Source organism: Paenibacillus sp. CECT 9249 (assembly GCF_918697855.1).
Classification (GTDB): Bacteria; Bacillota; Bacilli; order Paenibacillales; family Paenibacillaceae; genus MSJ-34.
Genome location: NZ_CAKKLI010000070.1, coordinates 1 through 17,176 on the forward strand (window position 1 = coordinate 1; position 17,176 = coordinate 17,176).

At 38.0% G+C, this 17,176-nt stretch carries 18 protein-coding genes; 5 read left to right on the top strand and 13 right to left on the bottom strand.

The window, feature by feature from the left end:
• Positions 1-284 precede the first annotated feature (284 nt).
• From LQ229_RS25585 to LQ229_RS25605, 5 genes are all read right to left on the bottom strand, one after another.
• Positions 285-1,208, bottom strand: coding sequence for a hypothetical protein (locus LQ229_RS25585; RefSeq protein WP_230193285.1), 924 nt, complete (start codon positions 1,206-1,208; stop codon positions 285-287).
• Between the two features lie 256 nt (positions 1,209-1,464).
• On the bottom strand, positions 1,465-2,520 hold the full coding sequence (locus tag LQ229_RS25590) for a hypothetical protein (protein WP_230193286.1): 1,056 nt from the start codon (positions 2,518-2,520) through the stop codon (positions 1,465-1,467).
• 335 nt (positions 2,521-2,855) lie between these two features.
• Positions 2,856-3,458, bottom strand: coding sequence for a hypothetical protein (locus tag LQ229_RS25595; RefSeq protein ID WP_216541440.1), 603 nt, complete (start codon positions 3,456-3,458; stop codon positions 2,856-2,858).
• Between the two features lie 303 nt (positions 3,459-3,761).
• A complete protein-coding gene (locus LQ229_RS25600) occupies positions 3,762-5,246 on the bottom strand; it encodes a hypothetical protein (protein ID WP_230193287.1) in 1,485 nt (494 codons plus the stop codon).
• A 14-nt stretch (positions 5,247-5,260) separates the two neighbouring features.
• The gene (locus tag LQ229_RS25605) at positions 5,261-6,331 is read right to left on the bottom strand and encodes a nucleoid-associated protein (RefSeq protein WP_216541199.1); all 1,071 of its coding nucleotides are present in this window, start codon (positions 6,329-6,331) and stop codon (positions 5,261-5,263) included.
• A 99-nt stretch (positions 6,332-6,430) separates the two neighbouring features.
• On the opposite strand from LQ229_RS25605, the gene LQ229_RS25610 reads away from it, so the two are divergent.
• On the top strand, positions 6,431-6,622 hold the full coding sequence (locus LQ229_RS25610) for a hypothetical protein (RefSeq protein WP_216541200.1): 192 nt from the start codon (positions 6,431-6,433) through the stop codon (positions 6,620-6,622).
• 792 nt (positions 6,623-7,414) lie between these two features.
• On the opposite strand, the gene LQ229_RS25615 is transcribed toward LQ229_RS25610, so the two are convergent.
• Genes LQ229_RS25615 through LQ229_RS25630 form a run of 4 tightly spaced genes read right to left on the bottom strand, consistent with a single transcriptional unit; the run spans position 7,415 to position 11,413 of the window.
• Positions 7,415-8,332, bottom strand: a complete 918-nt coding sequence (locus tag LQ229_RS25615; protein ID WP_230193288.1) for a nucleoside hydrolase — start codon at positions 8,330-8,332, stop codon at positions 7,415-7,417.
• Between the two features lie 21 nt (positions 8,333-8,353).
• Complete coding sequence (locus tag LQ229_RS25620; protein ID WP_230193289.1) at positions 8,354-9,196, bottom strand: carbohydrate ABC transporter permease; 843 nt, start codon at positions 9,194-9,196, stop codon at positions 8,354-8,356.
• Between the two features lie 14 nt (positions 9,197-9,210).
• Positions 9,211-10,071: a sugar ABC transporter permease gene (locus tag LQ229_RS25625; RefSeq protein WP_230193290.1), complete on the bottom strand. Its 861-nt coding sequence runs from the start codon at positions 10,069-10,071 to the stop codon at positions 9,211-9,213.
• Between the two features lie 10 nt (positions 10,072-10,081).
• The gene (locus LQ229_RS25630; RefSeq protein ID WP_230193291.1) at positions 10,082-11,413 is read right to left on the bottom strand and encodes a sugar ABC transporter substrate-binding protein; all 1,332 of its coding nucleotides are present in this window, start codon (positions 11,411-11,413) and stop codon (positions 10,082-10,084) included.
• Positions 11,414-11,747: 334 nt separating this feature from the next.
• On the opposite strand from LQ229_RS25630, the gene LQ229_RS25635 reads away from it, so the two are divergent.
• Complete coding sequence (locus LQ229_RS25635; protein ID WP_230193292.1) at positions 11,748-12,104, top strand: helix-turn-helix transcriptional regulator; 357 nt, start codon at positions 11,748-11,750, stop codon at positions 12,102-12,104.
• Positions 12,105-12,132: 28 nt separating this feature from the next.
• On the opposite strand, the gene LQ229_RS25640 is transcribed toward LQ229_RS25635, so the two are convergent.
• Entirely contained in the window at positions 12,133-12,411 is a 279-nt protein-coding gene (locus LQ229_RS25640) for a hypothetical protein (protein WP_230193293.1), read from the bottom strand.
• A gap of 155 nt (positions 12,412-12,566) precedes the next feature.
• Here LQ229_RS25640 and LQ229_RS25645 point away from each other — a divergent pair, with 155 nt between their 5' ends.
• The 3 genes from LQ229_RS25645 (at position 12,567) to LQ229_RS25655 (ending at position 14,265) form a co-directional block, all read left to right on the top strand.
• The gene (locus LQ229_RS25645; RefSeq protein WP_230193294.1) at positions 12,567-12,797 is read left to right on the top strand and encodes a helix-turn-helix transcriptional regulator; all 231 of its coding nucleotides are present in this window, start codon (positions 12,567-12,569) and stop codon (positions 12,795-12,797) included.
• A gap of 176 nt (positions 12,798-12,973) precedes the next feature.
• On the top strand, positions 12,974-13,357 hold the full coding sequence (locus tag LQ229_RS27210) for a helix-turn-helix domain-containing protein (protein ID WP_290370078.1): 384 nt from the start codon (positions 12,974-12,976) through the stop codon (positions 13,355-13,357).
• A gap of 32 nt (positions 13,358-13,389) precedes the next feature.
• Positions 13,390-14,265: a hypothetical protein gene (locus tag LQ229_RS25655; RefSeq protein ID WP_230193295.1), complete on the top strand. Its 876-nt coding sequence runs from the start codon at positions 13,390-13,392 to the stop codon at positions 14,263-14,265.
• Between the two features lie 308 nt (positions 14,266-14,573).
• Here the strand turns inward: LQ229_RS25655 and LQ229_RS25660 are convergent, their stop codons facing one another.
• The 3 genes from LQ229_RS25660 to LQ229_RS25670 all read right to left on the bottom strand — a co-directional run bounded on the left by LQ229_RS25660 (position 14,574) and on the right by LQ229_RS25670 (position 17,003).
• Entirely contained in the window at positions 14,574-15,554 is a 981-nt protein-coding gene (locus LQ229_RS25660) for a hypothetical protein (RefSeq protein WP_230193296.1), read from the bottom strand.
• Between the two features lie 166 nt (positions 15,555-15,720).
• On the bottom strand, positions 15,721-16,452 hold the full coding sequence (locus LQ229_RS25665) for an FRG domain-containing protein (RefSeq protein ID WP_230193297.1): 732 nt from the start codon (positions 16,450-16,452) through the stop codon (positions 15,721-15,723).
• A gap of 227 nt (positions 16,453-16,679) precedes the next feature.
• Positions 16,680-17,003 carry a hypothetical protein gene (locus tag LQ229_RS25670; protein WP_230193298.1) on the bottom strand — a complete coding sequence of 108 codons (324 nt, stop codon included), beginning with the start codon at positions 17,001-17,003 and terminating at the stop codon, positions 16,680-16,682.
• Positions 17,004-17,176: the final 173 nt, after the last annotated feature.

A 17,176-nucleotide genomic window follows, 5' to 3' on the forward strand; every position in this document is an offset into this window, starting at 1 on the left:
GGGGAAAGTGTATCCACATAATGTTGACTTGAACCGAACGAACTGGGAAACCTCCACTTTTTTACAGTCCGCGAGGCAGATCCACTATATTCAGTGTTTGATATTACGGGCTTTCGAAATTTAGGGTTAAGTTTGTATTTCAATCTTGAGTTGTAATCGTTTTGATTATAATTTGCACTGATTTCACTTAAGGTTCCTGTATTCACGAACCCGAGAACCTTAAGGCTCCGGAGGTGCCGTATAATGCAGTGTTAAGCGAAGTAATTGCCACCGAAGAAGATCTATCATAAATCTCTTGATTGTTGATACATATAATAAAATTTTACATCGGACAATCCTTTATAAATCTTGTATATTATTTTTACATCCACACTGCAAATTAAAAACTCTTCTGTTTTTATAGCATCATAATATTGGTGCCGCCATATAGATAGATAGACTTTTTCTCCGCTACTTAAACCACGTTCGCAGTCAGGATATTTAACATCTATAATTAAATCTCTATCTTCATCAATTTCCCAATAGTCATCAAATACAAGTATAGGACTATCAAAACAATCTGACCATAATTGTCTCAATTGTTCAATTCGGGTCTTTTGTTTAAACTCAGTATTTTTTATGATTTTATCTCTTAAAATATCAAATAATTTCAGATAGTCATTAATAAAATTCTCAATAAGATCTTTCGAAAAAAATAAATTACTACTATGATTCTTATAAAAATGGATCTTTTTATTAAAACCATTATTTGTTTTACCTGCATTATGTATCAAACAATTTCGATAATATGAAATGTCACTGCATCTATTTATAATATTAATTAAGTCCTCATGCTTAGATTTATTTACTATATTACTTACTCTAATATTAGATACTATCTCTATAATATATAACAATTGTTCTTTAACATTACCTTTAAATAAATTGAAAAGCTCGTTTTCAATTATACTTTTCAGAATAGCAGAATCATCTAAACTACTTAAATTATCTTTACTTATTGTGAAATTATCTTTTTTTAGTTTTTCTGGTTTAGAAATTAATATTTTATTCATTACATCACGTAAAGTAGCTTCAAAATAAGTTGTTGACATAAGGAATAATCCTTGATTAATTAAATTATCCATCTGTAATTTCAACTTTATTTCATTTAATATATCGCTATTTTTACTAATTATATCAATTAAATCGTTTGAATATAATACTGTCATTGTACACCTCTTTTTTCTTATATCTGCAATTATTTCGTTTAACGACTCCCGCATTCACGAACCCTCAAAGGTTGTACCGCAGCTTCGGCTACCTCCAAAACTATCTGAAATGCAGGGGGTAAGCCCAATGCCTGAATGCAGTGTTATACGCAATACCTGACATCCCGTGATGACTTTAATAACTAAAAAGACCCCATCGGAGTCTTTAGTCAACCAGCATCTTCCTCATCAAGTTTGAATTCAATATTGTTAAACTCTAATCCTTGGTCGTATCTACATCGAGACGATATTTCTTTATGTAACTATCTATTGGAATCTTTAATCTTCTAAAATATTGAACTGATTCTATATCAATGGCGCTCCAACTATTTTCCCAAGCCAAACTGAAATAATTCTCTATATTATTTATTATCATTATGTCACGCAATAATCCAATAAAATTAGTTTTCGCATATATATACTTTTCGATACCATCGCTGAGCTCTTTATCCAACTCGGCTAAGGTTCTTATACCGTATCTTGATAACTCTTCAATAATTTTGTTACTGGCCTTTTGAAAAGATGCTTCTATTAATCCTTTTTCAATATATATCTTGAACTTTAAGGATAAGTAGTTCCTTAAAGAGGTTGTATTAATCTCGATATTAAAATCATCACTTTCTACCTTAGTCTTGACTATTGAGTCATATTGATTGATTTCCTTAGCTAAATTGTCAAATTCCCTATCGACTAATTCAAGAGTAGCTGATGCTAAAGAAAATCTTCTCTGGATATCATTCTCCGGTGGTAGCACGCCGCTAAATTTATAATTACGATCATGCGAGATGTCAGCCCAAGCATGTTCAAGGATTGTTCTGACCTGTATTTCAAAACTCATACCTTTGTAAATTTGATATTCAGGTAATCGCAATCTTTCTTCAGTCAGTTGAGCAACATAATGAACTGAACGATAACCAACCCTATCATTTCCTAGTTCTTTTGTTTTATCTACACTGTGAAGATGATCAATATCAAACAATGGTTTAAGTATGTTACAAACTTGATTTACTTCCGATTTAACAAATGTTATAACACGAATTCCGGCCAAATCTTTAATATCCTTTATTGGATTCTTATATTTTTCTTTCCTAGCCTTCTTTGAAAAACTATCAATCTCCTTAACTCTACTACTGATTGTGTAATAGGAGGCACCTGACGAATTTAAAACCTCTCTTACAATTGACTCAACTTTATTCGCCAAACTCTTATATACTGGAAATAATCTTACGTATTCACTGACCACATCATCAATGTTTTTTTCGGCTATAGCCATGATACACCTCCAATGAATCGTTTGACATAATGGTACTAAATACCATTTCAATAATTCAAAAGTTTTCAAGTATTACGTATAACGTTCAGATATCTACGAACCTGAGACCATTAAGGGCATCGCGCCGGGTCCGTCGAACTTAGCCTCACAGGGTTGCTCGCTGATTCTTTTCCCCATCTAATATATCTTGCGAACTAAAGGCAAAGCCCGCAGCGTAGATATGGTGCTTGGCATTGTTCCTGCCTTCTTCGAATACACATATACTTACACCTAATATTTTTACAAGAAACAGACAAATCCATACAAAAACACGGATTTGTCTGTTTCTTGAATATTTATAAATTAATACTATTATAATCCTCCTTTGTCAAAAATATCCTCCCGCTTTTTGTTGTACTACCAACTATATTTGGGTCAAAGTCCAAATAAAATCTCCAATTTTTCATAGGATGAGGCATATATATCCACGTTTTTAGTCGTTCTCCATTGTTGTTGAACTTAATATCGATGATTTCATAGAATGAAATAGGATAATATTCCTCATTACGTTCCAAATCCAACTTTAAAGTCCTATATACCTTGGATAGTCTATAATCCTTTAAAGTGTAATTACAATAAGAAGTCTCACGTCCATTCAATTCATTTGTTATTCCAATTGTAATATTTCTATTTATAGTAGCAAATAGATACCTATCTAGATACTCATAATATTCAACAAGATCAATCTGATGTTGTGCATCTTCCTGTTGCTCTCTTTCTTGATCATCCAGCATTTGGAACCGTTTAGAAAGAATCGCCATCAACAAATTTTCTACTTCATCTTCATTTCCAGCTTCCTCATGAAGTTGGTCGTAAAGGAACTTAGGAATACGTACACGTCGATCCCTAGAAGCATAAATATCTTTAATTCCGTCAACGAAATCATCGAATACCGACAATGAAATACCCCCAATCTAATAATCTTCTCTACTTAATTCGACATCTATCGATTTTTTTCCTTCTTTTAGTAATTGTTTAGCTCTTATCTTGGGTTGGGTCATTTGTTATCTGATCTCCTCTTATGATTAAACATCTGGCAACCAAGGGGCAATAACCCCGCTGCGTAAATAACGTTTTATATGTTTCATTAACTATAATCAACATAGTTTTATCAAGTAGAGGAGTGGTTTAAATGTTACGCTCGAATATTGATACATAAAAAACAAAAGAGTAGCATATTCTATTTAATGAATTGCTTCTCTTTATGTAATCAAAGCTATTATCTTATCAATCAACTGTTTAATAAGTAAATACATCCAACTAATTAATCCATGGAACTTTAAACCAACAATAATTCCTATTAAGCTAATTCCTATACTAGGCCAAACAGTCCAATGCAGGTATCTTTTGAATATACTAATTTGCTCCTCAATACTGTTACCTGTAATTTGATCAATACGATCTTCAAGGAATATTTTTTTATAGTCCTTAACTCGTTTTTCGTAAACGTCAATAATAACTTTCTTATTTGCATTCGCCAGTGTGCTGTAATAGACAGTAAGCGCAGTTGAGAAAAAGCCATAAATATAAAGTATCCAAGGAATATAAGCTTGATTCTCTGGCTTATTAAAGCCGATGGTCGCAGTGATAGCTGTCGCAAGTAATCCAAATAGGTTTTTAGTTACAATATCAGTTAAGCCAGATATTTGTTTACTTATTTCATTTGATGTCGTTCTAATGAAATCTTCAACCTGCTTTCTTTCATCTAAGTATGATTTAACGCTCTTCTGAATATACACCCGATAATTCTCTCTTACCATTTCTACAATCTCAGCAGCGTTTTGAAAAAGTAATTCCAGATTCGAATTATTGTCTTCCTTAATGTGAAGGTTAATTATATTTTGAATCAATCCGATTTTGTCTGATGGTTTGACACTGTATGCCCACGAGTAGAGGGAGAAAATTTTATTAATCTGTTCTTTTGTGCACGAGTCTGCAACTACTAATTGGAATTTAGTTTGTTTAAGACCAAAGTATGTCGATTGGTACAATTTCCCACCTTCTAAGTAGTCAGTATTGGACGCAGTAAATGCTACGCACATCGCCGCTGCCTGTTTATTTAAGAATTCGCTTATTTCATTTGAATTGTCATCATCAAAATAAAAAACTTCGGGAGGAAGTAAACATATTTCCTGGTTCCAGCGAATATTATCATTACGTTCTTTAATCTTGTCTTGAGATTCCTTAAAGTACTTCTCTGGTTCTTTGGGCAAAACCCCAAAAACATCAATGTTACCAATGGCAATAAAGTTATTTGAAATCACTGAAGAGTAACTTGTATCATCATAAATTATAATATAGGATTGCTGATCGCGTTTGTTAAAAATAAAATGTTCTAATTCTGCAAAATTCAAACCTTTTAGATTATTTATTAACAGATTTGCTTGAGAAAAAATATGAACATTATAATTACATAAAATATGAGGTGGAACCATTCCTGACTTCTTGATCTCTATTTTTATTTCTATATTTTCATTCAACAAATCAACAGTGCTTGTTAGTAATGGATTCTCGGTCGGTAATGATAGTATGTGATCATCAAGATGAACAGAAAAAACGCTTCCCCATACAGATGCGAATTCAAAAATAAATTGTTCGATCTGTTGCTGTGGTAGCTGGTTTGAATAAACAACATTACTGAGAGTTTCACTCCGATAAGCAAATCCCATTGTTTTTAATAAGTCCATCCACTTCATATAGATCAGTCCAATTTTTTTATTTTCAATCCCTTGATTGTAATATCAGCTACTTCCTCACCTGTTGTTGTATCCTTCCTGCGGACAAAATTGAATTTATCAGGGTCGGTATAAATTGCAGGATCGACCTCTAACTTAGCTCCTTCAAGAGTAATTTGACGCTTTTTAGCATACACTTGAGCTACATCCTGTGATTTAACGAACTCGGCTCTTTTGACTCCGTGACGTTCAAATTCAGCAATTAATGAATCCATATACGACTTCCGCTCGGCTTCGGGCAAGTACTCACTGAATTGTGATTCAACAAATTGCCTGACGTTTATGTTTTCTGTATTGACCACCAAATTAATTGCATTATCAAAAATTGCCTTCTTCTTTTCTGGAGTAATCGCGGCAGACTCGACAAAATTTCTTACACCCTTGATAAAACCTGTCGTATTTCTTTTGGAGTCATCTATTAATTCAACATTTAGGAATTTCTTTTGAAAGAACAGGGAAATGTCAGTTTCATCAGTCTTATTCTTTTGTCTATCCAAAATGATCAATTCAAAATCATCGCTTGAACGTTTAATAAACGCAGCTTTTTGAAGCTTAGTTCCCAATTGAGGCCAGCCGCTACCTAATTTTTTGATACCGATATATCTTCCATGCGGGGTATCTCTGGCTTCGGATATGTAATTAGCTTTGTAGTCGAGCTTGAGTAAGCAAAGATACTCGGTACTGTTACAATTTGCAAGGCATATCGCAACATCGGCTGCAGAGATTGTTTTATTAACCATTGCTGAAAATAAAAGCCTTGCCACTACTTTTGAACCATCAACAAACTTATTTCTCGGATCATCAAGGATGTTATGGCATGCAGTCATTACTTGATTAATGTCTTTATCTAAGAAGTTTGCATAACGTATCCTTCCGTCTTCAATACCACTAATAGTATGCGTTTCAAGAACCGCTTTTAATTCAGTGTCCATTTGTAAAGGAAGATCAGATAAATCAAGTCCAACGTTATTATCTTGCTGGTTGTCAAGTCGATGGATTATTGCCGAATGTAGCTGAAACTGTTCAATTTTCAACATTTTTGTTCGTTCTCCCCTTATTGATCAACTCGTGCCGCGAATAAATATAAGTCCTTGTAGTACAATAGAAAATAATTACCTAGGATGGTGATGCTATTCATGAGACAGTTTAAGGTGTTCATTGAACATGAAGATACGTGGAAACTTTTTGGAATATTCAAGGCCAATGATGGTGAGATGGCATTAGAACTTGCACGATCCTCAAAGAAAGAACTTATAAACCAGTATTCTTTTACAGAGGATGAAATCCCCTATGTTAACATGGAATATGAAGAGCTTCCTTACCAGTAATATACCAGAATTTCCCGTGAGATACTATATTTTTTCAGTTCTTAAGACCTACCCCAATTAAGAAGCCCTTCACTGTCGAATTAGTGAAGAGCTTCTTTAGTTTTGTTTTTATGATTTCAGCTTAGATGCTGGCACTAGTGATCATGTAATTCCTCACTTTTGGGAATTCTATTATTGATTATTAAATAAATCACCTCTACATCCATCTCTTACTTTGTTCCTACCCTAAGCGAGTTTTGATAGTCTAAGGGTAGAGAACAAAGGTACTTCTGCATCCTGAAGATTACTCTGAACCCAATGCTGTTCATCCTAATGAAAAAATTCGATACCGAAATTGTTTTTAAAAGATCTTGGAATTCTAGATTGTTTTGAACAATTGTTGTTACTAAAGAAATCAAAACTTTGGCTGACCAATTAATGTATTTTATGCTCTTCTATGAGCCGGGTATATCTCGTAAAAAATTAGGTTAGCTTTTTCTGCGCATAAACTTTAAGCACCTGATTCTCTTGGATAAGAAAACCAAAGTATGCGAAACAAAAACGACAAACGCGGAGTGGGGTGATGGTGGGATTTTTTTGGAATTTAGCGAATTGGGCATAGGGTAAAAAATTGGTTCGCATTTCTAATGTCCATGGCTTCTCGTGTAACTTGCACAGTATTTTACCCGCTCTTGGATTAGTTCTACTACCTTATTGTAATAATTAGTTATTTGATTTGAGTATACAATAAGGAGCCTACAAAGTTCTTTCGAACTCCATAAGCTCCCATAACTTTCAGTTCATTCGAACCGTCTACCCCTCTCCCAACCGCCGGAACAAATCCTGAAAAATCACATCCCGCCGCACGTTCCATACGTACCGGATCAAGTGCCTGTTAGGGTCCACGCTCCAGCGGAACTCGTCGGAAAGCGCCGGGCTGCTGATCAGCGCGCTTTGGGTCATGCTTTCATGGTTCAGGTAGCCGATCGTGGCGATGTCCCAGATGGCGCGCGTGTAACCGAAGTGGTCGTCGTGGCAGCGCCGGTAGGTTTCGTACAAATAGTTGCCGACCGGCCCTTTGTCTTTGACATAATCGCGAATTTCCGACAAGGAAGTTAATAAGTGCGAAGCCACCCCCATGCAAGGAATAAGCACCAACGGCACGCCGCTGTTGAGGACGACCCGCGAGGCTTTCAAGTCCTGGAATAGGTTGAATTCCCGCGTATCCGGCCAATGCAGCCCGTGACCGCCCAGCCAGACGACGACGATTTTCTCGATAATCCGCGGTTCCAGCAAAATCGCCGAAGCGACATTCGTAATCGCCCCGATCGCCACGACGTACAAGGGATCGTCATCCTCCGCCTGCATGGCTCGTTCCACCAGATCGTGGGCGGCCTCGCTTTCGACAGGCATATTCGTGCCTGTTAAATACATCCCCGATCCCCGATAGATCGGCACCTCCCCTTCCCTGCCCAGCACTTTCATGATCCGGTGCAGTTCGTCGAAGCTTTTCTCCATCCCGTCAAGCGGCCCGTCGGAAAGTTCATTATGGAACGGCGCCGCATAGAAGGCTTCCACCTGCATCCGTTCGGGAGATTGCAAAGCATAGATCACCGCAAACTGATCGTCGATTTCGTTATACGTGTCGGTATCGATCACCACTCTTATTTTCCCCTGTGGGTAACGCAATCTTTGCACTAATGTTTCCGTTGATAATTGAGGTACGATCATGGTCGAACATCTCCTTTTTCTCTATTCTTTAATACCTGTACTCGAAACGCCCTGAATGAAGAACCGCTGCAACGGCAGCAGCAATACCGTCGGGATGATCACCGCGATAACCGCTAGCGCGAACATCTCGTTCCACAACGTGGCATGCTCGGTCGTAAAATCGCTCAAAGCAACCTGTATCACCCTATATTCCTTCGACCGGGTGGCGATGAGCGGCCACATGAACGACTCCCATTGGGAAATGAACAGCATCAGTCCGGCGCTGACCGTAACCGGTTTGCAGAGCGGCATGATGATGCCGGTATAAATTCTCAGCCAGCCGGCCCCGTCCATTCGCGCGGATTCGATCAGCGCATCGGGCAAATCCAGAAAAAATTGTCGATACAAAAAGATGACAAGCCCGTTCGCCACAGCCGGCACGATCAAGCCATAATACGTATCGATCCAGCCGAGCCCATCCACCAAACCGTATAAAGGTATGGCGATCACTTCAAACGGTATCATGAAAGACAGCAGCACGAAGCCGAACAACGCATTCTTTCCCGGGAAATGAAACTTGGCGAACGCAAACGCCCCCATCGAACCCAGCAAAATACCGAACACCACGGTCGTCACCGATACGAAAAACGTATTAAATAAAATGGTGCCGAAATTTCTTTCCACGAACAGATTGACGTATGCCTCCCAAGTGAACTCCAGCGGAATGAACGTTTTCCAAGTCACCGGAGAAACATATTTAAAAATATCGTTTAACGGCCTGACCGAAGACACCACCGCAAAAAACAACGGGAACACCACGAGGAAGCCGATAATTGCATGAATGAGATAGAGCAGCGTTTTCGATGCCGGTTTGACGGTCTCCAATGAAATCCCCTCCTCTACACCTTAGTCCGCAGCAGACGAAACTGTACGCCGATAATGGCGAGTATCATCAAGAGCAACAGAATAACGATGGCCGACGCTCTGCCGGGATCGGAATAGACGAACGCGCTGTTGTAGCTTTCCTGCATGAGGACATTGGTGCTGTTCTCCGGCCCGCCCCCCGTCAAAATATACATCGGAGCGAATAGCAGGAAGTTCGCAATCGTGTCGGCCACGGCGACAAATGTGAGCGACCGTTTCATCATCGGGAAGGTAACGTTTTTTAGTTGCGCTATTTTCCCGGCTCCGTCAATGCTCGACGCTTCATACAGCGACTTCGGGATCTCCTGTAAGCCTGCGAGCAGGAAAACGGCCCAATACCCGACCCCTTTCCACGTCGCGATCGCCATAATGACCCAGATCGCCTGGCCTTTACTCGTCAGAAACGGCTGCTGCGGCAGGCCGAACGTCACCAGCAGCGAGTTGATCACGCCTTGCTCCGGATTGAGCATAATGTTCCATAGCACGCAAGCAATCGGAATGGATACCGCAATTGGCACGATATGAATGCTGCGAAACCAAGCGATGCCTCTCAGCTTCATGTTGAGCATGAGCGCGAGCAGAAACGCTAGCGCAATCTGAATCGGATTAATAAACACATTGAAAAATAAAGTGACATACACGGAGTTCCAGAACACCTTGTCGGCAAACAGCGAAACGTAATGATCCCATCCGACAAACAGCTCTTCTCCGGCCAGAAAGCTGGGGGCATACATACTGTTCTTCATCCCCAGCATGATGGGATACAGCTTGAACACAGCCAACAACAGAATGACCGGCAGCAGAAAAAAATATGGCGCTACTTTGGACTTGGTCATCGACGTTCACCTATTTCGCGACGACGTCGCGGTATTTGGCCAACTGCTTGTCCATCTGCTCGGCCGCCTGGTCCAGCGCCTTCTTCGGATCGGTACCGTTCTTGATGTCTTCATACGCTTTGTTATAGAGCGTCTCCCACTCAAGATACCCCGGCGTCAGCGGTCTCGGTACGGCTGTATTTTTCGCCTCGTAGGCGGCGATGCGGTACACGTCGTTCGGGAACTGGTCGTATTCAGGATCCTGCTCGATCATGCCGAGAATGTCCAGATGCGAAGGAAGATCGCGGTTGCCTTGGAACCAAAGGTCCGATCCCGCTCCGACCGATAAATACTCAATGAACTTGGCGGCCGCTTCCTTCTTCGCCGAGTATTTGCTAATGGCCAGATGCCAACTTCCGGTCGGCGTGGCCGCCGTACCATCCGCGAAATATGGGTGCGGCGCGAGACCGTAGTTCACCTTCGCTTCCGTGAATTTGCGCGTATTCCATGTGCCGCCGATGAACATCGCGATTTTCCCGTTCATGAAATACTCGCCCGACTCCTCCGGAGAAACGCGGGGACTGACCTTCCACGTATTGAACAAATCGTAATAGAATTGACCGGCCTTCACGGAAAGATCGGAATTGATGAATCCGGTTGCAACAATACCGTCGTCGCTTAGCGACTTCGCGCCCAAGCCCTCAGCTAGCGCCAGCGTTTGATAAGCGCGGCTGATCTGCTCGAAGCTGAAGCCGAACACATCCGTTTGGCCGTCACCGTTCGTGTCGTACGTCAGCTTCTGCGCCGCGTCGATCACTTGCTCCCATGTCCAGCGTTGTTCAACATCCATGGCCGGAGGCTCGATTCCTTTTTCCTTAAACAGATCTTTGTTGTAAAATAGAACTTGACTGGACGTATTCATCGGCGCGGCGATCAATTTCCCGCCATAGGAGCCTGCCAGAATGGAAGAATCAATCCATTTCAACTTCCAGTCGTCGGACGGCATGTAGGATTGGAGTTCTTCCAAATACCCTTTGACCCAGTAGTTCGCAACCAACGGCCCGTCCACCGTAATGACGTCGTAATCCTGAGACTTCGAGCCGAGCTTGACCTCGATCGTCTCGAACAATTGGCGGAACGGATACTCTTCCAGCTTGACCTTGATGTCTGGATTCTCTCGTTCGAACCCGGCGATCACTTCATTCAGTCCCGACTTCCCCCAGCCCGAGTTCGTGATCATCGTAATCTCAGTGATTCCGCCGCCGTTCTCTTTCTGTGAGGCAGCTTGCTTTCCGTTCGTCGAACATCCTACTAATGCAGAGATCAACAGTCCTATCATCATGATTTGCAACCAACGTTTCATTGGAACCCTCCTATGATTTTTCTTCATGTAACGCAATTTCTTTCAAACAATTCGATCCTACTCAGCCTCCATGCGATGTGAACCAAACCGTACGGCGATCGCCATGGTTGCTTGCTCTTAACTTGACTGGTTGTGCCTCATCTCCCTTGCCTGTTTGAAATATTGTTTTTTGGGGGATCATGTTGTCATCACGTTTATAGACACCTTTTGTGTCTAACAATGTCTAAATATACCTACATATCGTGTCATTGTCAAGCGTTTTGGAAACTTTTCGTGTCCTTTATAGTAATGGGTTGTCCGCGTTTCCTATAATATCAAGCAAGGGGGGATCGCCATGTTCGCAAGAAGATTAGCAGAATTAAGAAATAGCAGACATTTAACCCAATACGAGCTTGCGGATCGTTTGCAATTTTCAAGAGCGCAAATCGGCAACTACGAGCAAGGCACAAGAGAACCCGATTTTCAAACCTTGATTATATTTGCAGATTTTTTCGACGTTAGCGTAGATTATCTGCTGGGAAGAACCGATGATCGCATGGCTTCCTTGGACAGCATGACTTCCGATGCGAATGATGTCGTCATCTTCGGAGGACAGAAGGAACAACTGACTAGCAAAGAAGCTGAATTTTTGCAGGAAAGTTTGGCAATGTTCCGCAGGCTGGAAACGAAGTGGGAGTCGGAACGTACATAAGGGGTTGCCCGCATGGTTTTTTAGCTATCTACATGGGGGCATCTTTCGTCAACGACAGAATCAACTGCACGCCATCCCTCACCCCCTTCGTATAATACCATTCCTTCTCCACCGTCTGGGCATAGAACCACTGTTCCTCCCATTGCAAGAATGCTTCTCTTCCTTCATCATCGATCTGCGCTTCAATATGCTCTAACGCTTGCCGAGTCTGCTCATTCGTCTGCTTGAGTTTTGGATCTCCGTTCGCTTGCAGCGTCAGTTCTTCGAATCTTTTCTGCAGGGCGTCGGTTAGCCATGTGGGTGTCATGTGTGGGCTCCTTTCTTGACTATTTGTCATACTTATATTACCAAATTATTTATTTTAACTTGGTACGTATTTACGTACCAAACATAACAATATTATATGGTACGCTTATGCGTATAATCAAGTATTTTTAAATATTTATTTATGGAGAAAAAAATATGGCTAAAAAAATAGTTATACATATTCCGGAACTGCTAAAGGAGCACAATATAACACTGCGAGAACTGGCTAGAAAAGCTGGGGTTAGGCATGCTGCGTTAAGTGAACTTTCTAATGGTAAAAGAGAGAACATTAATTTTAATCATATTGTGAAAATTGCTGAGGCTTTGAATATTAGTGATATTCGTGAGATTATTGATTTGGTCGAGGTTGAGGACAAAGATTCATAAAAATAAAGATCATTCTTATTGTTGACCTGAATTCATTGTTATTTAATATTGTGATTGTAACAAGTCGATACTTTCATACATATTATATGTTTCCAAATGATACATGTCAATAGGGCGACGTGTCAATTCGTTACATTTATTTTAAGGTAACATTTTGTTACGATAAAAGAAAAAATATGGTGGTCATTATGTTTTCAAAAAGATTAGCCGAATTGCGGCGCCAACAAAATAAAACGCAACAAGAAATGGCAGATTATTTAGGGATCACGCGACCGGCATTCACCGCTTATGAAAGCGGAACCAGAGAGCCTGATTATAAAACGCTGATAAAGCTAGCTGATTTTTTAAACACAAATACGGACTACCTCCTTGGCCGAACCGATAACCCCTCCCCTACCATCTTCAGCAACAACGAGAGTATAAGAGAAGAGGCAAACGTCGCCTATTTCGGCAAAACAAAGGAAGAATTAACTGAAGAGGAAGCCGATCGTTTAAAGGAAGAGCTTGAGATGTACAGGGCGTTGAAGGAGAAGCGGATGAGGGAGAATAATGTAACCTAATTTCTAATCAAATTGTGTGGGGAAAGTATATTTTGAAAATATGGCTTAACATTTTAATTATTATATGTGTTATAACTGCTATGGTTTTATCTTGGTTAATATTAAATTTGTTTTTTACTAAATTTTTCTTTCCAAATGCTGAGCGTCTAGGTAAATCTATAGGCACAAAAACTAACAATAAGGTAATCATCTTAATAATTGAGATATTAACCCTATTATTGCCCTTTATTTATATCATTGGGCAAATACTTCTTTATTTTATCACAAATTTTTGGAAAGGTAATTTTTTGTTTTACTGGTTTATTTCTACAATTATTTTTTTAGGTTGTTTATTTATTTTCTCATCAGCTTTTGTTGAATATAAAAAACTTCACCCAGATTATGAGCCTCCAATTATTTCAAGATTAAAAGTATGGACTGCTGAATTAAAGCTGAATCGACTTAAGAGATTTTATCTGATAAACCGCATAGGATTACTAATACAACAAATTCCTGATTTCTTAAAAGCAGTGACGATATTATATCTTTCATTAATTCTCTTGACTAGTCTGGAATGGTCAGAAAATTTTTATTTTTTATCCTTTTGTTTAATTCCACTATACGCGAATTATTGGGTGTACTACATAAAAATATTAACAATTAATACTAATCAAAAAGAAGTATTCGTAAGAAGAGCTGTTATGTATATGATAATGATGGCTTTTGCAACATACGAATTATTTACTAGATATCAAGATTACATTTATGAAAGAACAGGTAGTACCGATTTTCGTGTTCTTTTGCTGGCTGGTTCCGGTGTTTTATATATTGCACTTGATAGAATTTTAAAAGAAGTAACTGTTGACTATTTAAACTTTAAAAAAGAAAAACAATATGAATTAGCAATTAACAAACGGAACAAATTATAATATTCAACAGGCTATCCGATAAACTCCTAAAGAATGCATGGTTTTTATCTGCTTCATAAAAACCATACCAATAAAAAGAAGAACAAATTCTCAAAAAAAAGGAAATATTATTCTGAAACGAAAATAAGTGCCGAAACTAAATCATAATTTAATTTCTATATCTTGAATTTTGGGGATCTCATATTAAAATACTTGGGTGCATGGTTGTCTACTGATTCAGCTTCCCCGAAGTACTCTTCCGTCAGATCCCACACCGGAATATTTGTTATCTGCGTTGTCGTCTTCCTCGATTAATCTATATTGAACACTTAGAATTGTCCGTGTATCGAAAAGTTGTTTCTCATATGTTCATTAAACGTTATATTATCATCTAGATGAAGTCTATTAGCTGAAATAATACCGTTTTCAAACACCAATTGATCGATATTTTTGAATTTTTTCCAATTATTTATACTTGAATAAAGTTGAAATAAACATTTCGATATTTCCTTAGCCTTATTTCCAGAAAGTTTATAGCCACTTGCTAACACGTCACTTTCATACAATCTAAACTTTGCTGAATAATAAGTTGCTGTTTTATCTGGCCCTATTCTCTTTTTAATATCAAAAAATTCATTGCTATCAGACGAACTGATGAATTCGCTCTTACTAATAATGACATCGGATAATTGATTGAATTTTATAAAATCATTTTTAGTGATCCAATTGAAACAACTTTGAAGCTTTATATAGTCGTTCATAAATTGTTGTAATATTGATAATTCTTTGATATGAATCGATCTAATTATTGTGTTTGTATTAATCACTTGAGTAATATCTCTATTAAAATCATCGAAAATACTAAATAGAAAGTAACCATGATGAATATTTGATGAGACTTTGTTAAATATATCTTCTTCTTTTCTCGTTAATTCATTTTCTATTTCAAATACATCATAACTACTTTCGTGACTAAACTCATTGTAAAAATGGGTTGTAAAGTAAGTGAATTTCAAAAAAATATTATTAATTTCTTTTTCAACGACTTGATTAACTAGTTTAGTTGATTTATATGTAAGAGCTGACTTATACAAATCATAAAATACAAATACTAACGGCAATGAGATTAGCGAAGAAGAAATGTTAATTAAATACCCCTTGATTAAATAATCGTCCTCTAATGATAATGTATAGATAAAGCCGAAACCTGCAATTAAGTAACAAAAGAAATATTTTATAATTATCTCTGTAAAAATATATTTGATAATAATATTTAAAAACTTAAGTATTCGTCTAAATATCTTTTTCACTTATGTCACTCCAATATGATTAACTTCATTGAAACATTTTTTTGTAACTTCAACTACCGTTTTCGTATTCACGACGTCGCCCTTGAGTCGAATCCACTTCAACTCTGACCCTAACCAAGGGCAAATAACCTAAAGCATGAATAAGGTGTTAGCGAAGTTAATGACATCATGAGTTATTTTCAGTACACAAATTTACATATTCAGCAAGTCCTTTAAGATCAGGAAATATAGTGAATGGTGTAATCCCAGAAAAGTATAAAAATTCAGCTACATCCTCACTCAACTCTTTAGTCAACGTTACCTTTTTCAAAATACCCTCTGTAATTAGAGCGCCGTCAAATTCTTCATCTAATGGCAATAATGTATTGCCTTGAATCGTGAATACTCCTTGCTGTGCAACAATTCTGTGGTTTGTCTTCACTGGATGAAGTGCAACTGAATTTTCAAAAAATTTCTTATCATTTATTTGGTATAATCGATCTTTATAACTATCACCATGTGTTACAAAATAGCGCCCATCGTTAATAGATTTTTTATTTAATTTATTCGGATTTAGCATCCATATTGAAATTGGATTATCTTGTTGCCAATGATTTGAAGCAAAATATAGGGCTGTAGCAAAAGATTCCGTCCAATCTAAAAGTCGGGTTTTTACACCGTGATGCTGCATAAGGTAAAGCAAATCCCAATCATCTAAATTATGGTATAAATGACCATTATTCTTGAAGAGATTATACCTTGCTCTTTCATTTAGCAATACTTGCTCTACCTTCTTGATATTTTGTCTGAATAGTGATGATTTTAATTGGTAAGCATCATTTGGTTGTCCTCTAAACCAAACACTATTATTGTCTTTTTTAAATTCTTTGACGGTTTGCAATACTTCATTCCATCTCACAATATAAACCTCTTTCTTTTTATGAACTTCACAAATACTACCATCCTTGTGGTATTTTCGTACTTCACGAATAACTTAACTCCAAGTGGTGAGTCCGGATCCCTAACGAACATCTTTAAAGCCTATTTTGTATTATGTAACTCCTTTAGGGTTGACCAACTCTTGTTTTAGCAAGTATTTATCTGGAAATACCTGTGTCAGCGTGGTTGCCTAGATATAACGGATGTTTATTTTCTTAGCCGGTTTCTATATTTCTTCACAGGCTTTGTGTGAGTCCCGTCCAACCTTTCATTTATAATCATTTCTATTATTTCTTTTTTTATATAATTAATTCTGTAACCGGAATAATAGTTTTTTACGACGAATAATATTCCCAATGACATAATCGTCACAATTAATAAGAATGCTCCTTGAGAAATTTCAAAAGTGGCATTAAGTATCAATGCAAGTATAGAAAAATAAAAACCAATGCATACAGACAGCATGCCAAATTGTTTAAACTCACTAATAATAGACTCAATATGTTTTTTATATAATACAAGATCATCCATTGAATATACTGAATATTGTTCCTTAATTTTTTTTAATTCTGAGGCTACATAATTTATCCTAAATTTCGAAAGCCCGTAATATCAAACACTGAATATAGTGGATCTGCCTCGCGGACTGTAAAAAAGTGGAGGTTTCCCAGTTCGTTCGGTTCAAGTCAACATTATGTGGATAC